Consider the following 18,793-nt stretch of genomic DNA (forward strand, 5'->3'; position numbering starts at 1 on the left):
TCTGTGATTTTATTTTTGTTATACTATAACATCAATGGATACCTGATACAGAGAATAAGATGCAATTTTCACGTCAACTTAGCCTTTTCATTTGCTGTGTGACCATTTATGGTTGTCATTCTTATCCGCCGACTTCTGTATCATCTCAACCTCATCCAAAGTCCAATTCGCCTTCCGTATTACTCCCAACAACACTTCCTGCACGTCAGGCCTCACATATTCCACTCAATACCCCTGCATCAATTGATTACCAAAGCTGGCTATCACAAAACAATCACTTACAGCAGATCGTTGAATATAAGAACTTTCTTTCCCAACACCAAGTCACCTTACCTGTACCCGATGAGCAATTTTTCCGTTCCGCACGTAACTGGCAACAGTGTAATAGCGAACAATTTAGCGTTCCAGAACCAACACTTTGGAACAATGCCCTCCCGACATTAACAATATTAAATACCTTATTGCAGCAACAAATTATTTCCGATATCGAACTCACTTCAACCTATCGCCCAGCCGAACTCAACCGCTGCGCAGGCGGTGCAAAATCATCCAGTCATTTAAACAATAACGCCATCGATTTTCGTATCGGCCCTCCACAACCGTCAGTGTTAGATCAACAATTTATTGAACAAAATAAACGCCAGTTATGTAAATTTTGGCAGCAACACGGCAAAGCCCTCAACATGGGCGTTGGTGTATATAGCACAGGTCAAATTCATATCGATACACAAGGCTTTCGCACGTGGGGGGTCGACCACACTTGGCATAGCTCACCTTGTGCAGAAAGCATTCCTTAATCATAAATCTTACGGCTTATATCCTCAGAAATGCTTGCGCTATATATGACTCAGTCGTAAGCATTTGTGCATCCATAGCTTCAAATCAGTCTCCCGATACAACAGACACAAGTAATGACAGCCTCATTGCCACCTTTTCTTCGCCTAAAAACCCATCTATATATCCTTGCTTTTTTTGATCTTGATAAATGTTATATTATAACATAACATTTACTCTTTCATATCATTTGGCCATTCTTCCTTATGCAATCAAATACGCAATCTCCTTCTTTTAAATTACCTGTCACTGTACTGTCTGGTTTTTTAGGCGCAGGTAAAACCACACTGTTAAATCACATTTTAAATAATCGTGAAGGGCGAAAAATTGCGGTCATTGTCAATGATATGTCAGAGGTGAATATTGATGCCGCACTGGTCAAACAAGGACAATCTGAACTTTCGAGAACCAATGAAAAACTGGTAGAAATGAGTAATGGCTGTATTTGTTGTACTTTACGTGAAGACCTGCTTATTGAAGTCAAACGCCTCGCACTGGAAAACCGTTTTGACCAATTAGTGATTGAATCAACAGGCATTTCAGAGCCACTTCCTGTCGCTGAAACCTTCACTTTTACAGATGAACAGCAGCAAGCACTCAACAGTTTTGCTCAACTTGACACTTTGGTAACGGTCATTGATGCCTATAATTTTATTCGGGATTATTACTCTACCGATCTGTTATCTGAACGCGGTGAATCATTAGGGGAAACCGACCAACGCAATGTGGTTGATTTATTGATTGACCAAATCGAGTTTTGTGACGTTTTAGTTTTGAATAAAACAGATCTTATTAGCGAAAGCCAAAAAGAACAACTCATTGAAATTCTACAGCGTTTAAATCCTCAAGCGAAAATTCAGATCGCACAATTTGGTCGGGTTCAACTTGATCAAATACTCAACACAGGTCTCTTTAATTTTGAAAAGGCATCACAGGCTTCTGGCTGGTTACAAGAATTACGGGGTCATCACACACCTGAAACTGAAACCTATGCCATCAAAAATTTTGTCTATCGTGCCCGTCGTCCTTTTCACCCTCAGCGTTTTCACGATTTTATCCAGACCGAATGGCACGGCGTTTTACGCTCCAAAGGATTTTTCTGGCTGGCCAGCCATCCGACTTTAGCAGGCATGTGGTCACATGCAGGTGCTATGGCAAGGCAGGAAATCGCGGGACAATGGTGGGCATGCATTCCACCCGAAGAATGGCCTCAAGATGAAGAATTTTTAGCTGATATTTCAAAAAGTTGGGAACATACCGTCGGTGATGCACGTCAGGAAATTGTATTTATTGGGATTGATATGCAACAAGATATTTTAATTCAAGGGCTTAATCAATGTCTCCTAACCGATGAAGAAATGGCTTTGGGCGTTCAGGCTTGGCAACAGCTTCCCAACCCTTTTCAAAACTGGAACGAGGATGCGTAATTTCATTATGAATACCTCATTTCCAGATATTTCAAAAGATCAAACGCCAACACATCCAACCGCACTATCTTGGGTGGGAATGCAAGGGATTGATTTACCCCTCTACATCCAGCAACCACATGCGCCACAAAGCATTGCTTGCAAAATTGATTTGGCTGTTAATTTACCAAATGGACACGTCAAGGGAATTCACATGTCAAGGCTCTACCAACATTTGCAGCAGTTAGAGCAACTCTCGACATCCTCCATCCATCAGCTATTAAAAAATATGGTTGAAAGTCATCTTGATTGTGATGTGACCGCTGCTCAATTTCGTTGTCAATTTAATTTACTTGTCCAACATGCAGCATTAAAAACAGCCCATTTATTTGGATGGAAAGCCTATCCGATTACACTTGAAGCAACACTACAAGATGATGAATTTAGACTCGGCTATACACTTGATATCAGCTACTCTTCCACGTGTCCTTGTTCGGCAGCATTATCACGTCAGCTTATTACAGCGCATTTTGAGCAAGAATTTCATCACAAAGAAAATCTTTCCAAACCCAAAATCATCGACTGGCTAAAAGACAATACATCTTTAGCAACACCACATAGCCAACGCAGTATTGCGACCATTTCTATTCAACATGACAGCCCCGAACAGACCTTTGACCCCAATTTTGTAATTACATTAGCCGAACAAACCTTGAAAACTGCCACACAAACGGCTGTTAAACGTCAAGATGAACAGGCATTTGCCTACTTAAATGGACAAAATTTAATGTTTGTTGAAGATGCAGCAAGACGTTTACACCTCAGTCTTTCTGAGTTTTTCACCCAATGGTCTGTTCGGATAGAACATCAGGAAAGCTTACACCCGCACAATGCCGTGGCGTATACAGAAAGTGCCAAACGCCCCTATCAGGTGACTTCCAAATAAAGTGTTTCCTTGATTTCTTCCATCACCACGTAACTATGGGATGATGCTGAAGCAGGTAACTTTTTCAGCAAATCCCCCAATAAGCGTCGGTAAGCGCTCATTTCTTTTAGACGTGCTTTAACCAAATAATCAAACTCACCAGAGATGAGATGACATTCTAAAACTTCTGGAATTTCCGCAAGGTCTGCTGCAACACGATCAAATACATCACCCGATTTTGCAGACAGTTTAATTTCCAAGAAAACCAGCAAATTTTTATCGACATAGGCTGGATTAACCCGTGCATAATAGCCCATAATGACACCATCTCGTTCTAAGCGTTTCACACGCTCTGAACATGGTGTCGTCGACAAATTAACCCGTGATGCCAACTCGCTAATGGCAATACGGCCTTCATGTTGTAAAATACTCAAAATCAGGCGATCTGTACGATCCAATGTACGCATGAAATTCCCCTTTAAAAGCGTTTTTTAACAGTAAAAATATCGGAAAATTCACTGGTTTTAATCTTAAAATCAGTGAAAAAAACTCATTATCTATCTCTATACTAGCAAAATCAACTATAAAACCAAATAGAGGGATTAGGATGCACGTCATCATCTTAGGTAGCGGTGTTATTGGAACAACCAGTGCATATTATCTTGCGAAACAAGGTGCTAAAGTCACTGTCCTAGATCGACAACCTAATCCTGCCGAAGAAACTAGCTTTGGTAATGCAGGGCAGATTTCACCTGGCTACTCTACGCCTTGGGCTGCACCAGGTATTCCACTCAAAGCAATCAAATGGATGTTTCAACGCCACGCCCCTTTAGCAATTCGTTTAGATGGCTCGCTCTGGCAACTACAGTGGATGGCGCAAATGCTACGCAACTGTAACGCTGAAAGTTATGCCATTAACAAAGAACGCATGACTCGTGTTGCCGAATATAGCCGTGACTGCCTGCGTGAACTACGCAAAGAAACAGGCATTTCTTACGAAAACCGTTCTGGTGGAACACTGCAACTTTTCCGTAACGAAGCACAACTCGAAGCAGTACAACGCGACATTAAAGTCCTTGAAGAATGTAATGTTCCGCATCAAATGCTCACACCCGATCAACTTGCTTCGGTAGAACCTGCTCTCGCTCAGGCCAAAGACCATTTAACAGGTGGCTTACGCTTACCAAATGATGAAACAGGTGACTGTTATTTATTCACCAATAAATTAGCGAAGATTGCCGAAGGATTAGGCGTTGAATTTCGCTTTAATCAGGACGTGAGCAACCTACTTTGGGAAAACGACCAAATTATTGGTGTAAAAGTAGGAAATGAAGTTCTCAAAGCAGACAAATATGTACTGGCTTTTGGCAGTTATAGTCGTGATTTTATTGCACCACTCGGATTAGACGTTCCTGTTTATCCTGTAAAAGGTTACTCAATTACAGTGCCAATTGTTGATGAAACCCTTGCACCTCAATCTACGGTGTTAGACGAAACCTACAAAATTGCAGTCACTCGCTTTGACAATCGTATTCGTGTAGGCGGTATGGCTGAATTAGGTGGATTTGATTTACGTTTAAATCCAAACCGTCGTGCAACACTCGAAATGGTGGTGAATGATCTTTTCCCGGGTGGGGATGTTAAACAAGCAACTTTCTGGACAGGCTTACGCCCAATGACCCCAGACAGCACCCCGATTATTGGCGAAACCAAGTTCAAAAATCTATTCCTCAACACAGGACATGGTACTTTAGGATGGACAATGTCTTGTGGCTCAGGAAAACTACTCAGCGATATTATTTTCCAAAATAAAACCGATATTAGCACCGAAGGTTTGGCGATTAGTCGCTACGGCAAATAACAACGTCCATTAAAAATAAAGCGCTGACCAATGATCAGCGCTTTTGCGTTTATGCCCTACTTGAAATCAAGTCCAGATTTTCTGTATAGCATCGCTATTATTCAAATATTCTGGTTAAACGCCTATCTAGCATGTGTCACGATCATTAGATATCGCTTAACCGATACGGCGTTTAAGTCCTGTCATTTGTAGAATACGTGTCGAAATTTCTTCAATCGACATTTCAGATACATTCAAATACGGAATACCTTCTGAGATATAAATTCCCTCTACAGCACGTAGTTCCATTTGACACTGGTTAAAACTTGCATAACGGCTACCTGCCTTACGTTCTGTACGAATTGCAACCAACCGATCAGCATCAATCATCAAACCAAACAGTTTATTTTTATGCTGTTTCAGCACCGCAGGCAAACGGTTATCATCCAGATCTTCTTCTGTAAGTGGATAATTTGCCACACGAATCCCAAATTGTAATGACAAATAAATTGATGTTGGCGTTTTCCCTGAACGAGAAACACCAATCAGGATAATATCAGCTTTGTCATAATGGCGTGTTCTTGCACCATCATCGTTATCCAGTGCGAAGTGAACGGCATCAATACGCGCTTTATAATATTCAGAGTCTGTCACTGCATGGGTCTGACCAATGAGCGTTGTTGGAGGTGTTCCAAGCTCTTGTTCAAGCTTGCTGATCAAACCTTCAAAAACGTCTAAATTTACAGCATTTGCAGTATTTATAATATCTCGAACATTCTGGTCGACTAAAGTATCAAATACCAATGGCAATTTGCCATCTTCATGTTCACACGCATTAATTTCAGCCACAACTTTCATGGCTGCCTCTTCCGTGCTGATATACGGAATGATATGTATATCAAAGTTTACGTTAGGAAACTGAGCCAAAAGCGAATGTCCAAGCGTCTCTGCCGTGATCGCGGTTCCATCTGAAATAAAAAACACACTTCGTTTAATTTGTTTACCTTCAGCCATCAAAAACCTCCTCAAATATTTGTCTTAGTAGCGTATATTCTTTATAGTAATCGCATCTTACATAACTATCGCTTAGTTGACAGTAAAAAACTACTAAGTGCCTTATGTTTTTAATCTGATCAGGTAATGAGTCACATACTGCAAAAGTGGAGAGACTACTTTGGAAGCGCGCGTAATTGGTCTGGAAAAATTAGGGAAACACGATGTCGAATTGGTGGGTGGTAAAAACTCATCTTTAGGCGAAATGATCAGCCATCTTTCGAATGCAGGAGTATCCGTTCCGGGTGGTTTTGCAACAACAGCGGCTGCTTATCGTGAATTCCTTGAACAAAGTGGATTGAATACAAAAATTCAGGCTGAACTAGATCAACTGAATGTAGACGACGTAAATGCACTTGCAATCACGGGTGCTAAAATCCGTCAATGGATTGTCGAAACTCCACTTACTCCTGCTTTAGAAAAAGAAGTGCGCGATGCTTTCGCAGTACTTTCTAACGGGAATCCTGATATTGCGGTAGCGGTTCGTTCTTCTGCTACTGCTGAAGATTTACCTGACGCATCATTCGCAGGTCAACAAGAAACATTCCTAAATATTCGTGGTATTGATAATATTCTTATCGCGATTAAAGAAGTTTTTGCTTCACTTTATAATGACCGTGCGATTTCTTATCGCGTACACCAAGGCTTCAAGCACGATATCGTTGCCCTATCTGCTGGTGTACAACGTATGGTTCGCTCTGAAACTGGCGCTGCGGGCGTTATGTTTACCCTAGATACCGAATCAGGTTTCCGTGATGTTGTTTTCATCACTGCCTCTTATGGTTTGGGTGAAATGGTTGTTCAAGGTGCGGTCAACCCTGACGAATTCTACCTTTCTAAACCACTTTTAAATAATAGCAAACATGCTGTTATCCGTCGTAATCTTGGTTCTAAACACCAAAAAATGATTTATGGCGAAGAAGCTGCTGCGGGTAAATCTGTTGTTGTAGTTGATGTTGAAAAACAAGACCGCCAACAATTTGCATTAAATGACCACGAATTACATGAGCTTGCAAAACAAGCGCTCATCATCGAACAACATTACGATGCACCGATGGACATCGAATGGGCAAAAGATGGTGATGATGGTCAAATTTATATTGTTCAAGCACGTCCTGAGACAGTAAAAAGCCGTCAAAATGTCAGTACAATGGAACGCTACCTATTAAAACAAAAAGGTACTGTGATTGCTGAAGGCCGTTCAATTGGTCAACGCATTGGTTCTGGTAAAGTTCGCATTGTGACTTCAATCAAAGAAATGGATAAAGTCCAAGAAGGCGATGTGCTTGTTTCTGACATGACAGACCCAGACTGGGAACCTGTAATGAAACGTGCTGCTGCAATCATTACCAACCGTGGTGGTCGTACTTGTCATGCTGCAATTATTGCACGTGAACTTGGCGTACCAGCGATTGTAGGTAGCGGCAACGCAACTGAAGTCCTTACAGATGGTCAAGAAGTTACTGTTTCTTGTGCTGAGGGTGATACAGGCTTCATCTATGAAGGCGCGTTAGATTTTGAAATCCAACGCAACTCTATCGAATCTATGCCTAAACTTCCGTTCAAAATTATGATGAACGTTGGTAACCCTGACCGAGCATTTGACTTTGCTCAAATTCCAAATGGTGGTATTGGCTTAGCTCGTCTAGAGTTCATCATCAACCGTATGATTGGCGTACATCCAAAAGCGTTACTCAACATCGATAGCTTACCGCGCGAAACACGTGCAGCTGTAATGACCCGTACTGCAGGTTATGCGTCTCCAGTTGAATTCTATGTTGAAAAACTGGTTGAAGGGATTACAACACTTGCAGCTGCATTTGCAGACAAGCCAGTGATTGTACGTATGTCAGACTTTAAATCGAATGAGTATGCAAACTTGATCGGTGGTAAGTTATACGAACCAGAAGAAGAAAACCCAATGTTGGGCTTCCGTGGTGCAAGCCGTTACGTATCTGAAAACTTCCGTGACTGTTTTGAACTTGAATGCCGCGCATTGAAAAAAGCACGTGATGAGATGGGCTTAACCAACATCCAAATCATGATTCCATTTGTTCGTACCGTTGCTGAAGCAAAACGTGTTATCGAATTATTGGCACAAAATGGTTTAAAACGTGGCGAAAATGGCCTTAAAGTGATCATGATGTGCGAATTGCCAACCAATGCATTGTTAGCTGAACAATTCCTTGAACACTTCGATGGTTTCTCAATCGGTTCAAATGACTTGACACAATTAACACTTGGTCTAGACCGCGACTCTGGTATCGTTTCTCATTTATTTGATGAACGCGACCCTGCTGTTAAAGCCCTATTATCTATGGCAATTCATGCTTGCCGCAAAGCTGGCAAATACATCGGTATTTGTGGTCAAGGCCCTTCTGACCATCCAGATCTTGCACAATGGTTAATGGAACAAGGCATTGAATCTGTATCATTGAACCCTGACTCTGTATTAGATACATGGTTCTTTCTTGCAGAAGAAAAAAGCAAACAACTTTAAGTAAAGCTTAAAACATGTTAAAAAAGACCCATTCATTGGGTCTTTTTTATTGGATTGAGAGTAAATATTTATATGCAAATCTATTTGGCACGAAACAATCAGCAAGCCGGCCCTTATACATTAGAACAAATTAATCAAATGTTAGCGAACCAACAAGTTCTACTTACAGATCTTGCATGGCATCAAGGGATGACCGAATGGAAGCCCCTAGGCGAGCTCACACAAGGCAAATTGATTTACCAGCCGCAAGGTTATCAGGAAATACCGAACACCTTCTCGCCTCAAGATACGCACCGTATAGAAGTACGCAAACAAAATCAGGCTCTTGCATCTATTTCCAAGCGCGCTTTTGCAAAAATTTTTGATTTAATGCTATGGATTCCTTTTTTTGCCATCCCCTCATTTATGATGGATCAGGCAGCAAAAGACAGAGTTCTAGATCTTCAACGTCAGACTTTTAATCCGCAAACACAACAACAGATCTTTGACCTGATTTCACCTCAAGCATGGCAAACGATGGCCATTTACCTCATCATTATGTTAATGATTCAGGCAATTTTGCTTGCTAAAACAGGGCAAAGCTTAGGCAAACGAATCATGGGAATTCAGATTGTAGATGCACAAACTTCAGGCAAAGTGAACCTCACCCGCATCTTTTTATTACGCAGTGTGGTCTTTATTATTCTTAATTTTTTATCGATGCCATTAATTACGATTCTAGACTATGCTTTCGCTTTGGGTAAAAAACGACAAACTTTGCATGATCTATTGGCTAAAACCAAGGTAATTAATAGACAAAATTAAGCTTATACGTGAAATGAGATTAAATCATAATTCGACTTTAGGATAATGATTTATCTCATTTTTTATTTTTGCATTTTGAAATCCTACTTAATCTATTGGATTTAAATAACTTCTTTTTACTCGCGCTAAATATGGCGTAGTTTATGAATATAGGGCATAATGCCCAACAATGTAGCGGTGCCAGTATGCTTAAGTTATGACTTTCTTATAAATAAAGTATCCAACAAGAGCATCCGTCACTATGATCGCTATCCCATCTTCCTAAATGTAAATGGGACTCTTCACCGAGGTTGTAAAATGAGACAAACGATATTAGCTGTATTGTCTTTATCTACGATTTCTGCACTCTTAACAGGGTGTGGTGGTGATTTAGTACTTCTAAACTCAAAAGGTCCTGTCGCTCATGGTCTAAGTGGACTCATGATGACAGCGATCTATCTTATGCTTTTGGTGGTGATTCCTTCAATCATCATGGCACTTTGGTTTGGTTGGAAATATCGCGCGTCGAATAAAGATGCAGACTATAAACCTACATGGGCACACTCAACTACTATTGAAATCGTAGTTTGGGGCGTACCTATCATTATTATTGCGATTCTTGCTTATATTGCGTGGTGGGGTTCTCACCAATATGACCCATATCGCCCGCTTGACGCTGAAGCAACAACTAAACCTGTTGATATTCAAGTCATTGCAGAGCCATATAAATGGGTATTCGTATATCCAGAGCAACAAATTGCAACAGTCAATGAGTTACGCTTCCCTGAGCAAACACCTGTTCACTTCCATATTACCTCTGACTTTACAATGAACTCATTCTTCATTCCTCAGTTAGCAGGTCAAATTTATGCAATGGCAGGCATGCAAACCCACCTACATGTGTTAGCAAATGAACCAGGTGAATTCCGTGGTTTCTCTTCTAACTATAGTGGTTATGGTTTCTCTCAAATGCACTTTAAAGCACACAGCGTGACAAAAGCAGACTTCGATAAGTGGGTTGCTGACGTTAAAGCTGGTAAAGGCACTGAAATAAATGCCGCTGCTGTTCAAAAAGAGAACCTTGATTTTGCAGGGCTTCAAGCACTACGTGATGGTGAGCGTTCTAAACACCAAATCGAAGGTATGTTAGCTGATGCCAAATCACCTGAAGAAAAAGCTGCTGCTGCAGAAGCTGAACGTTTGGGTCCATACCCAACTAAGCCACACCCAGTAACTTACTATGCTTCAGTTGAAACTGGATTGTTCAAGAAAGTCATTGACAAGTACATGAGCAATTACCATGGTGCAGAACAAAATGCTTCTCATGCCAACATGCAACATGAAGCGTCTGCAGGGGAATAAGACATGGACATGCTATTAGGTAAACTTGGATGGGGTGCTATCCCCAAAGAACCAATCGTACTTGTAACGATGGCTATCATGGCTATCGGTGCGTTTGCTGTTCTTGCAGGTATCACTTATTTCAAAAAATGGGAATACCTCTGGAAAGAGTGGTTTACATCTGTAGACCATAAAAAAATTGGTATCATGTATATCTTTGTATCAGTTGTAATGCTACTTCGTGGTTTCGCTGATGCGTTCATGATGCGTTTACAATTGTTCCTTGCTCGTGGCGGCGGTGAAGGTTACCTACACCCTGACCATTACGATCAGATCTTTACCGCTCACGGTGTGATCATGATCTTCTTCGTGGCAATGGGCCTTGTTGCTGGTCTGATTAACATTGCAGTACCTTTACAAATTGGTGCTCGCGACGTTGCATTCCCTTTACTTAACTCTTTCAGCTTCTGGGCATTCGCTGGTGCTGCTGGTTTAGTAATGGCTTCACTTGTTTTAGGTGAATTTGCTGCAACAGGTTGGATGGCTTACCCTCCTCTTTCTGGTATTCAATACTCTCCTGGTGTTGGTGTTGACTACTATATCTGGTCGCTACAAATTTCAGGTCTAGGTACACTTTTGACGGGGGTTAACTTCTTTGTAACCATCATCAAAATGCGCGCACCTGGCATGAAACTCATGGATATGCCAATTTTCACTTGGACAGCATTAATGTTTGCCGTTCTTGTAATTGCGACATTCCCTGTGTTAACTGCAACACTTGCAATGCTAACACTTGACCGTTACTTCGGTTTCCATTTCTTCACCAATGAGCTTGGCGGTAGCCCAATGCTTTATGTGAACTTGATTTGGACATGGGGTCACCCAGAAGTATATATCTTGGTATTACCAGCATTTGGTATTTACTCAGAAGTTGTACCGACCTTCTCTCGCAAAGCGTTGTTCGGTTACAAAACAATGGTGTATGCAACTGTCGCAATCGCTGTATTGTCATTGATTGTATGGCTTCACCACTTCTTTACAATGGGTGCAGGCGCCAACGTTAACGCGTTCTTCGGTGTCATGACCATGATTATTGCGATTCCTACTGGTGTGAAAATCTTCTCTTGGTTATTCACCATGTACAAAGGTCGCATTACCTTTACTACACCAATGCTTTGGACACTTGGCTTCCTTGTGACTTTCGGTATCGGTGGTTTAACTGGTGTATTAATGGCAGTTCCACCTGCGGACTTCCTTGTACACAACTCTTTATTCCTGATCGCTCACTTCCATAACGTAATTATTGGTGGTGTGGTATTCGGCTTATTCGCTGGTATCATCTACTGGTGGCCAAAAATGTTTGGCTGGCGTTTAAACGAAGCATGGGGTAAAGCAGCATTCTGGTTCTGGTTCATTGGTTTCTATTTTGCATTCATGCCACTTTATATCCTTGGTTTCATGGGTATGACTCGTCGTTTGAATACATATGACAACCCAGAATGGGATCCATACGTTGCAATCGCAATGTTTGGTGCAGTACTTGTTGCACTTGGTATCATCTGTTTCGTAATGCAAATTGTTGTTGGTTTCTTACAACGTAACCAAAACATCGATTTCACAGGCGATCCATGGGATGCTCGTACTTTTGAATGGGCGACATCATCTCCTGCTCCATTTTATAACTTTGCTCATATTCCAGATGGCGAACATATCGACCGTTTCTGGTTAGACAAAGAAAATGGCGTTGCTTATGTAAAACCAACTCACTACGAAGATATTCATATGCCAACTAACCGCGCAGCGGGCTTTGCATTGGCAATGTTAATCACTGTAATGGGCTTTGCATTGGTATGGCATGTTTGGTGGCTTGTTGTACTTGCTTTCGTTTCAACAATCATTACCTTCATTAACAGCTCGAACACTAAAAAAGTAGATTACTACGTTCCTGCTGCTGAAGTTGAGCGCATTGAAAACGAACGCTTTGCCATCCTTGAAAAACACTTGAAGAAGGACTAAGACAATGGCTGAAGTACTTCATCACGCAAACCACGGACATGACGAGCATCATCATCACGATGATACAGACATCACCGTCTTTGGTTTTTGGACCTACTTGATGAGTGACTTGATTTTATTCGGTACACTCTTCATCGCATACGTTGTATTACATACACACGTACCAGCAGGCACACCAAGCCCGTTCGATTTGTTCAGCGAATCTTTAAGCTATGTTTTAATTGAAACATTTGCACTCTTGATTTCATCTGTAACATTCGGATTTGCGGTACTTGCACGTTACAAAAATAACGTGAATGGCGTTTTAACATGGTTGATTGTGACTTGGGTTTTTGGTGCGATCTTCATCGGCATGGAAATCAACGAATTCCATCATCTTGTTGTTGAAGGTCACGGCCCGAGCCACAGTGCTTTCCTGACTGCCTTCTTTACTTTGGTTGGTACACACGGTATCCACGTAACTTCTGGTTTAGTGTGGATGCTTGTCTTAATGTTCCAAATCAAGAAAAATGGCTTAACACTACCAAATACACGTCGCCTAGCTTGCTTAAGCTTGTTCTGGCACTTCCTAGACATCGTCTGGATCTGTGTATTTAGTGTTGTTTACTTAATGGGAGTTATCTCATGAGTCATGATCATCATTCATCCGATGCATCTCACGGTAACATGAAGCAATATACTGTTGGCTTCATCCTATCAATCGTACTCACCATCATTCCTTTTGGAATGGTGATGAGCGGCGGTTTTGGCCGTGGCTTATTACTTGCAGTTGTTGGGATTACTGCGATTGTTCAGGTTCTAGTGCAATTAATTTTCTTCTTGCACATGAACTCTTCAGAAGAACAACGTTGGAATGTCATTGCATTTATCTACACGATCTTAACTGTAGCTATTCTTTTGATTGGTTCGGTTTGGGTAATGAATTATCTACATTACAACATGATGATCTAAACTGGTTGTCATGCTAAAAAAGTACATATTCCTGACTAAACCAGGGATACTCTTTGGTAACTTCGTTACCACCTTGGGCGGCTTCTTTTTAGCCGCCCAAGGCGCTGTAGATATCCTCTTACTTTTCTTTACACTCTTAGGAACAACACTTGTTGTTGCCTCTGGTTGTGTCGTCAACAATTTTATCGATCAGGACATCGATCATAAAATGGAACGCACACAAAATCGCGCCTTAGTAAAGAAAACTGTTGAACCTAAAATTGCATTAATTTATGCCACTATTTTAGGTGCACTTGGATTAGGCATCCTACTGTTCTTCGTTAATCTCTATGCAACTGCTTTTGCAGTGCTTGGTTTTATTGTATACGTTTGCCTATATAGCTTATGGTCAAAGCGTTCTTCCATTCATCAAACTGTGATTGGTAGCATTTCTGGTGCCTGCCCTCCTGTCATTGGTTACACTGCTGTATCCCATGAATTTGATGTTGCCGCTTTACTTGTCTTTTTAGCGTATGCACTTTGGCAAATGCCTCATTCATGGGGAATTGCAATTTATCGTTTTGATGATTATCAAAAAGCAGGCATTCCAATTTTGCCCGTGGCCCGCTCTATATTGCGTACAAAGATTGAGTCTTTAATTTATGTACTTTTATTTACTGCGGTACTCAATGGGTTATATTGCTTTGGCTATACCAATGTCTTTTTCTTAATCACCTTTAACGCTTTATGTGCATATTGGGTGTACTTATCGATTATTGGCTTTAAAGCGGAAAATAATCAGCTTTGGGCAAAACGCTACTTTTTGTATTCAGTCATTCTGATTACTGCGTTAAGTCTAAGCTTCAGCTTTAGCTATCAATCTCCTGCCCCACATTTACCAATTTTTTGATATCAGCTAGAGTGGACTTTCCACTCTACTTTTATCTTTCCATATCCATTTTACAATAAAACAGATTTTCATCTTTTTCTTTATTTCATCACCATCACCTTGTTTTTCAAAAAAGTCTGCTAAATAAACATCTTTTTCCTTGAGTTAGCTCGCCTTATCTTATAAAATTCAGCCTTCGCAATTTGCGACTCGATAATTTATCGAGACTCCTTGCTTCTAAAATATATTTTTAGGGGCTGCATAAACCGTAAGGAGCTGACAATGCGTCACTACGAAATCGTACTATTGGTACATCCAGACCAAAGCGATCAAGTTGTGGGTATGGTTGAACGCTATATCTCACAAATTAAAGAAGCTGAAGGTCAAATTCACCGCTTAGAAGATTGGGGCCGTCGCCAATTGGCTTACCCAATTAACAAGATTCATAAAGCTCACTACATTTTAATGAATGTTGAATGTAGCCAAACGACTCTTGACGAACTAGAAGAATTGTTCCGTTATAACGATGCAATTATTCGTAGCCTTATCATCCGTCGTGAACACGCAATCACTGAAGAGTCTTTGCTTGCTAAGAGTGCTGAAGAAAAACGTGCGCGTAAAGCTCAACGTGAAGAAGCACTTCAAGTTGCTCAAGACTCTGCTGAAGCGTAATAAGGAGAACATCAATGGCACGTTTTTACCGTCGTCGCAAGTTCTGCCGCTTTACAGCTGAGAATGTTGCGTACATCGATTACAAAGATATCGACACTTTAAAACAGTACATCACTGAAAACGGCAAGATTGTTCCTAGCCGTATCACAGGTACTAAAGCTCGTTATCAACGTCAATTAGCTCTTGCAATCAAACAAGCGCGTTACTTGGCATTGATTCCGTACACTGACAACCATAAGTAAGTGAGGTGAGCTGTGGACGTTATCTTATTACAACGCATTAAAAACCTTGGTAAACTAGGTGATAAAGTTTCAGTTAAAGCTGGTTACGGCCGTAACTTCCTTATCCCTCAAGGTAAAGCTGTAGCTGCTACTGAAGCAAATACAACTGCTTTTGAAGCTCGTCGTGCTGAACTTGAGAAACAAGAAGCTGAAATTTTAGCTGCTGCTCAAGCGCGTGCTGACCAATTGAACGAAGTAAATATCGTAATCACTGCTAAAGCTGGTGATGAAGGTAAATTATTCGGTTCTATCGGTACTCGTGACATCGCTGACGCGTTAACGAATGCTGGTCTAAATGTTGACCGTGCAGAAGTTCGTTTACCAAACGGTGCGCTTCGTCACACTGGTGAATTCAACATCGCAATCCAATTGCATCATGATGTTGTTGCAGAAGTACTTGTTACTATCGTTTCTGAGTAATTCTCTGCAAAAAAAAGAGCATGCATTTGCATGCTCTTTTTTTATGTCTAACAAATCGTTTTAATAGTTTTTTCTGATTCATCCCGTTTTTTGAATTGTTAATAAGATTATGCAGTTTTAAACTTTTGTTTTAAGATAGCAGACAGATCTTTCTCTCTTTTCGCTTTATCGTTCTCAAGGTTCTTTATGTCTCAGGCGAATGCCAAAACAACCGCAAAGTCCCCTATTTCTGATAACAAGAACATAGAAACAGGCCCATTGAAAGAATTTCGGACACCCCCACACAACTTGTCCATTGAACAGGCGGTACTTGCGGCACTAATGACCGTTGCTGAATCATTTGAACAAGTCAGTGATATCCTGAATGAAAATGATTTTTATGCAACACGTCATAAATATATTTTCCGTGCCATTGATAAACTTGCACAAGAAAGCTCACCTTATGATGCTGTTCTCGTCAATGATTGGTTAGTCAAACAGAATTTACTTGATGCTATCGGTGGTGAAGACTACCTGATGCAACTTATGTCTGATTCTCCTGCCAGTTTTTATAACCTAGAAACATATGCAACTAAAATTCGAGAATTTGCCACACTTCGTAGCATGATTAAGGCAAGTAATGAAATTTTACTCAATGCTTATGACACAAAAGGCAGAAGTGTAAGTGAAATTTTAGACTTAGCTGAAACGAATATTTTTTCCATCGCAGAACAACACAATAACAATAAAAAGAATGAAGGGCCTCAGCCCATTACTGCTGTCGTATCGAATGTCTTCAATAAACTCAGCGAACTCTCTCAGCTCGAAGGGAATATTACAGGTCTATCGACAGGCTTTGTAGAGTTGGACAACAAAACCTCTGGTATGCAAGCTGGCGATATGATCATCGTTGCAGCACGTCCGTCTATGGGCAAAACAACATTTGCCATGAACCTTATAGAAAGTGTTCTATTTAACTGTAACTTACCTGCTCTAGTCTTTTCAATGGAAATGCCAGCAGACTCGATTGCCATGCGTTTAATTTCCTCTTACGGCAAAGTCCATCAAGGCCATTTACGTTCAGGGAAACTTGACAGTGATGAATGGTCAAAAGTAACAGGGACTATTTTGCAACTCCAAGAAAAGCAGCTTTATATTGATGACTCATCTGCTTTACCACCAACCGAATTGCGTGCGCGTGCCAGACGTGTCGCAAAACAACATGGCGGAAAACTCGGTTGTATCATGATCGACTATTTACAGCTCATGAAAGTTCCGGGTATGGGCGACAACCGTGTTGGTGAGATTGGTGAGATTTCACGTAGCTTAAAGGCCTTGGCCAAAGAAATGAACTGCCCTGTTATTGCTCTTTCACAGCTTAACCGTAGTCTGGAAAACCGCCCAAATAAACGTCCTGTTATGTCGGATTTGCGTGAATCGGGGGCAATTGAACAAGATGCCGACTTAATCATGTTTATTTATCGTGATGAAGTCTATAACAAAGAATCTAAAGAAGCGGGTACTGCCGAAATTATCATTGGCAAGCAGCGTAATGGCCCAATTGGTACTGTACGTTTGGCTTTTGAAGGGCAATATACTCGTTTTAGTAATCTTTCACCCGAATATTACAACCAATTTGATGATGATGAGTAACATTTAAGGAGTTTCAAGGTGCGCCAAGCAACAGTTACAATTAACCGAGATGCTTTACAATATAATTTAAATAGAGTTAAACAGCTCGCACCTAAAGCTAAAATAGTCAGCATGGTTAAAGCCAATGCTTATGGTCACGGCCTAGAAAACAGCCTCTCTGCCCTTGCCCAATCTGACGCATTCGGAGTTGCATGTCTAGAAGAAGCCATTGAGATTCGCCAACTTGGATTTAACCAACCTGTCACCCTCATTGAAGGTGTCTTCAGCGAAGATGAAATGCAAATTGTGTTGGACAATCATTTTGAATGTATGATCCACCATCAACAGCAACTCGACTGGCTACGTCAATATAAAACCCAATATCAAGAAAAAAAATTAAAAGTCTGGGTAAAGCTCAATAGTGGCATGAACCGTCTTGGTTTTAAATTTCCTGAAATTATTAATGTCATTCAAAGCTTAAAGGCTGATGGTTTTGAATGTGTCCTCGCCATGCACTTTGCAAATGCAGACAGCGATGATCATCCAATGAACGAACAGCAGAAACAACAATTTTTACAGGTTCGTGAAGCTTGCGCTCCTATTTTATGTTCTTGCTGTAATTCTGCTGCCATCATCAAATGGCCTGAACTTCATTTCGACTATGTTCGCCCAGGCGTTATGCTGTATGGTGCATCTCCTTTTGCAGATCGCTCGGTGCATGACCTCGATTTAAAACCAGTCATGACCTTTAGTGCAGAAATTATTGCCTTGAATCATATTCATACAGGTGAAAAAGTAGGCTATGGCTCAACAGTCACTGCTGAAAAAGAAATGGATATCGCAATCGTTTCAATTGGATATGGTGATGGTTATCCTCGGGCTTATGTCAGCCCAAACACGGTTGTTGTAAATGACCAGACTGTAAATTTATTTGGTCGTGTCAGTATGGATATGATGTCGATTGATGTTACAGGTCTTAATGCATCCATTGGCGATGCTGTAGAATTATGGGGTGAACAACGCTTGGTTGATGATGTTGCCAAAGCTAATGGTACTATCGGCTATGAGTTGTTATGTCGCCTAAGCAATCGTCCAGTGCGCATAGTCAAATAATAAAATACAAAAACAGGATGCTAAAATGAAATAGCATCCTGTTTTTTATAAAAAATTTATGATGTATTTGCTATCTAAATCAAATCAAATCAAATCAAATCAAATCAAATCAAATCAAATCAAATCAAATCAAATCAAATCAAATCAAATCAAATCAAATCAAATCAAATCAAATCAAA

18 protein-coding genes are annotated in these 18,793 nt (G+C 40.8%); 16 read left to right on the top strand and 2 right to left on the bottom strand.

The window, feature by feature from the left end; genetic code table 11:
* Window positions 1-59: 59 nt before the first annotated feature.
* From ABDV70_RS09690 to folE2, 3 genes are all read left to right on the top strand, one after another.
* Window positions 60-797 carry a D-Ala-D-Ala carboxypeptidase family metallohydrolase gene (locus ABDV70_RS09690; protein ID WP_343597374.1) on the top strand — a complete coding sequence of 246 codons (738 nt, stop codon included), beginning with the start codon at window positions 60-62 and terminating at the stop codon, window positions 795-797.
* Window positions 798-1,040: 243 nt separating this feature from the next.
* A complete protein-coding gene (gene zigA / locus ABDV70_RS09695; RefSeq protein ID WP_343597376.1) occupies window positions 1,041-2,261 on the top strand; it encodes a zinc metallochaperone GTPase ZigA in 1,221 nt (406 codons plus the stop codon).
* Window positions 2,254-3,186: a GTP cyclohydrolase FolE2 gene (gene folE2 / locus ABDV70_RS09700; RefSeq protein ID WP_343597377.1), complete on the top strand. Its 933-nt coding sequence runs from the start codon at window positions 2,254-2,256 to the stop codon at window positions 3,184-3,186. Before zigA ends, folE2 begins: the two co-directional genes overlap by 8 nt.
* Here folE2 and ABDV70_RS09705 read toward each other — a convergent pair.
* Entirely contained in the window at window positions 3,168-3,632 is a 465-nt protein-coding gene (locus tag ABDV70_RS09705) for an Lrp/AsnC ligand binding domain-containing protein (RefSeq protein ID WP_343597379.1), read from the bottom strand. The genes folE2 and ABDV70_RS09705 overlap by 19 nt on opposite strands.
* Window positions 3,633-3,772: 140 nt before the next feature.
* On the opposite strand from ABDV70_RS09705, the gene ABDV70_RS09710 reads away from it, so the two are divergent.
* Complete coding sequence (locus ABDV70_RS09710; RefSeq protein WP_343597381.1) at window positions 3,773-5,026, top strand: D-amino acid dehydrogenase; 1,254 nt, start codon at window positions 3,773-3,775, stop codon at window positions 5,024-5,026.
* Between the two features lie 156 nt (window positions 5,027-5,182).
* On the opposite strand, the gene ABDV70_RS09715 is transcribed toward ABDV70_RS09710, so the two are convergent.
* The gene (locus tag ABDV70_RS09715) at window positions 5,183-6,019 is read right to left on the bottom strand and encodes a pyruvate, water dikinase regulatory protein (protein WP_343597382.1); all 837 of its coding nucleotides are present in this window, start codon (window positions 6,017-6,019) and stop codon (window positions 5,183-5,185) included.
* Window positions 6,020-6,179: 160 nt separating this feature from the next.
* On the opposite strand from ABDV70_RS09715, the gene ppsA reads away from it, so the two are divergent.
* The 12 genes from ppsA (at window position 6,180) to alr (ending at window position 18,614) form a co-directional block, all read left to right on the top strand.
* A complete protein-coding gene (gene ppsA / locus ABDV70_RS09720) occupies window positions 6,180-8,558 on the top strand; it encodes a phosphoenolpyruvate synthase (protein WP_343597385.1) in 2,379 nt (792 codons plus the stop codon).
* 72 nt (window positions 8,559-8,630) lie between these two features.
* Window positions 8,631-9,362 carry an RDD family protein gene (locus tag ABDV70_RS09725; RefSeq protein ID WP_343597387.1) on the top strand — a complete coding sequence of 244 codons (732 nt, stop codon included), beginning with the start codon at window positions 8,631-8,633 and terminating at the stop codon, window positions 9,360-9,362.
* A gap of 297 nt (window positions 9,363-9,659) precedes the next feature.
* Window positions 9,660-10,703 (top strand): ubiquinol oxidase subunit II, encoded by a 1,044-nt coding sequence (gene cyoA, locus ABDV70_RS09730; protein ID WP_343597388.1) that lies wholly within the window; start codon window positions 9,660-9,662, stop codon window positions 10,701-10,703.
* A 3-nt stretch (window positions 10,704-10,706) separates the two neighbouring features.
* Window positions 10,707-12,698, top strand: coding sequence for a cytochrome o ubiquinol oxidase subunit I (cyoB, locus tag ABDV70_RS09735; protein ID WP_343597390.1), 1,992 nt, complete (start codon window positions 10,707-10,709; stop codon window positions 12,696-12,698).
* Window positions 12,699-12,702: 4 nt separating this feature from the next.
* Entirely contained in the window at window positions 12,703-13,326 is a 624-nt protein-coding gene (gene cyoC / locus ABDV70_RS09740) for a cytochrome o ubiquinol oxidase subunit III (protein ID WP_343597392.1), read from the top strand.
* Window positions 13,323-13,649: a cytochrome o ubiquinol oxidase subunit IV gene (gene cyoD / locus ABDV70_RS09745; RefSeq protein WP_343597394.1), complete on the top strand. Its 327-nt coding sequence runs from the start codon at window positions 13,323-13,325 to the stop codon at window positions 13,647-13,649. The genes cyoC and cyoD overlap by 4 nt, the downstream gene beginning before the upstream one ends.
* A gap of 10 nt (window positions 13,650-13,659) precedes the next feature.
* On the top strand, window positions 13,660-14,538 hold the full coding sequence (cyoE, locus tag ABDV70_RS09750) for a heme o synthase (RefSeq protein ID WP_343597396.1): 879 nt from the start codon (window positions 13,660-13,662) through the stop codon (window positions 14,536-14,538).
* A 261-nt stretch (window positions 14,539-14,799) separates the two neighbouring features.
* Window positions 14,800-15,189: a 30S ribosomal protein S6 gene (rpsF, locus tag ABDV70_RS09755; RefSeq protein ID WP_343597398.1), complete on the top strand. Its 390-nt coding sequence runs from the start codon at window positions 14,800-14,802 to the stop codon at window positions 15,187-15,189.
* Window positions 15,190-15,203: 14 nt separating this feature from the next.
* Window positions 15,204-15,431 (top strand): 30S ribosomal protein S18, encoded by a 228-nt coding sequence (rpsR, locus tag ABDV70_RS09760; RefSeq protein WP_004928375.1) that lies wholly within the window; start codon window positions 15,204-15,206, stop codon window positions 15,429-15,431.
* 12 nt (window positions 15,432-15,443) lie between these two features.
* The gene (rplI, locus tag ABDV70_RS09765) at window positions 15,444-15,890 is read left to right on the top strand and encodes a 50S ribosomal protein L9 (protein ID WP_343597401.1); all 447 of its coding nucleotides are present in this window, start codon (window positions 15,444-15,446) and stop codon (window positions 15,888-15,890) included.
* A 186-nt stretch (window positions 15,891-16,076) separates the two neighbouring features.
* Entirely contained in the window at window positions 16,077-17,522 is a 1,446-nt protein-coding gene (dnaB, locus tag ABDV70_RS09770) for a replicative DNA helicase (protein WP_343597402.1), read from the top strand.
* 18 nt (window positions 17,523-17,540) lie between these two features.
* Window positions 17,541-18,614, top strand: a complete 1,074-nt coding sequence (gene alr, locus ABDV70_RS09775; RefSeq protein ID WP_343597403.1) for an alanine racemase — start codon at window positions 17,541-17,543, stop codon at window positions 18,612-18,614.
* The last annotated feature ends 179 nt before the right edge of the window (window positions 18,615-18,793 follow it).

It is taken from the genome of Acinetobacter sp. (assembly GCF_039596015.1).
GTDB lineage: Bacteria > Pseudomonadota > Gammaproteobacteria > Pseudomonadales > Moraxellaceae > Acinetobacter.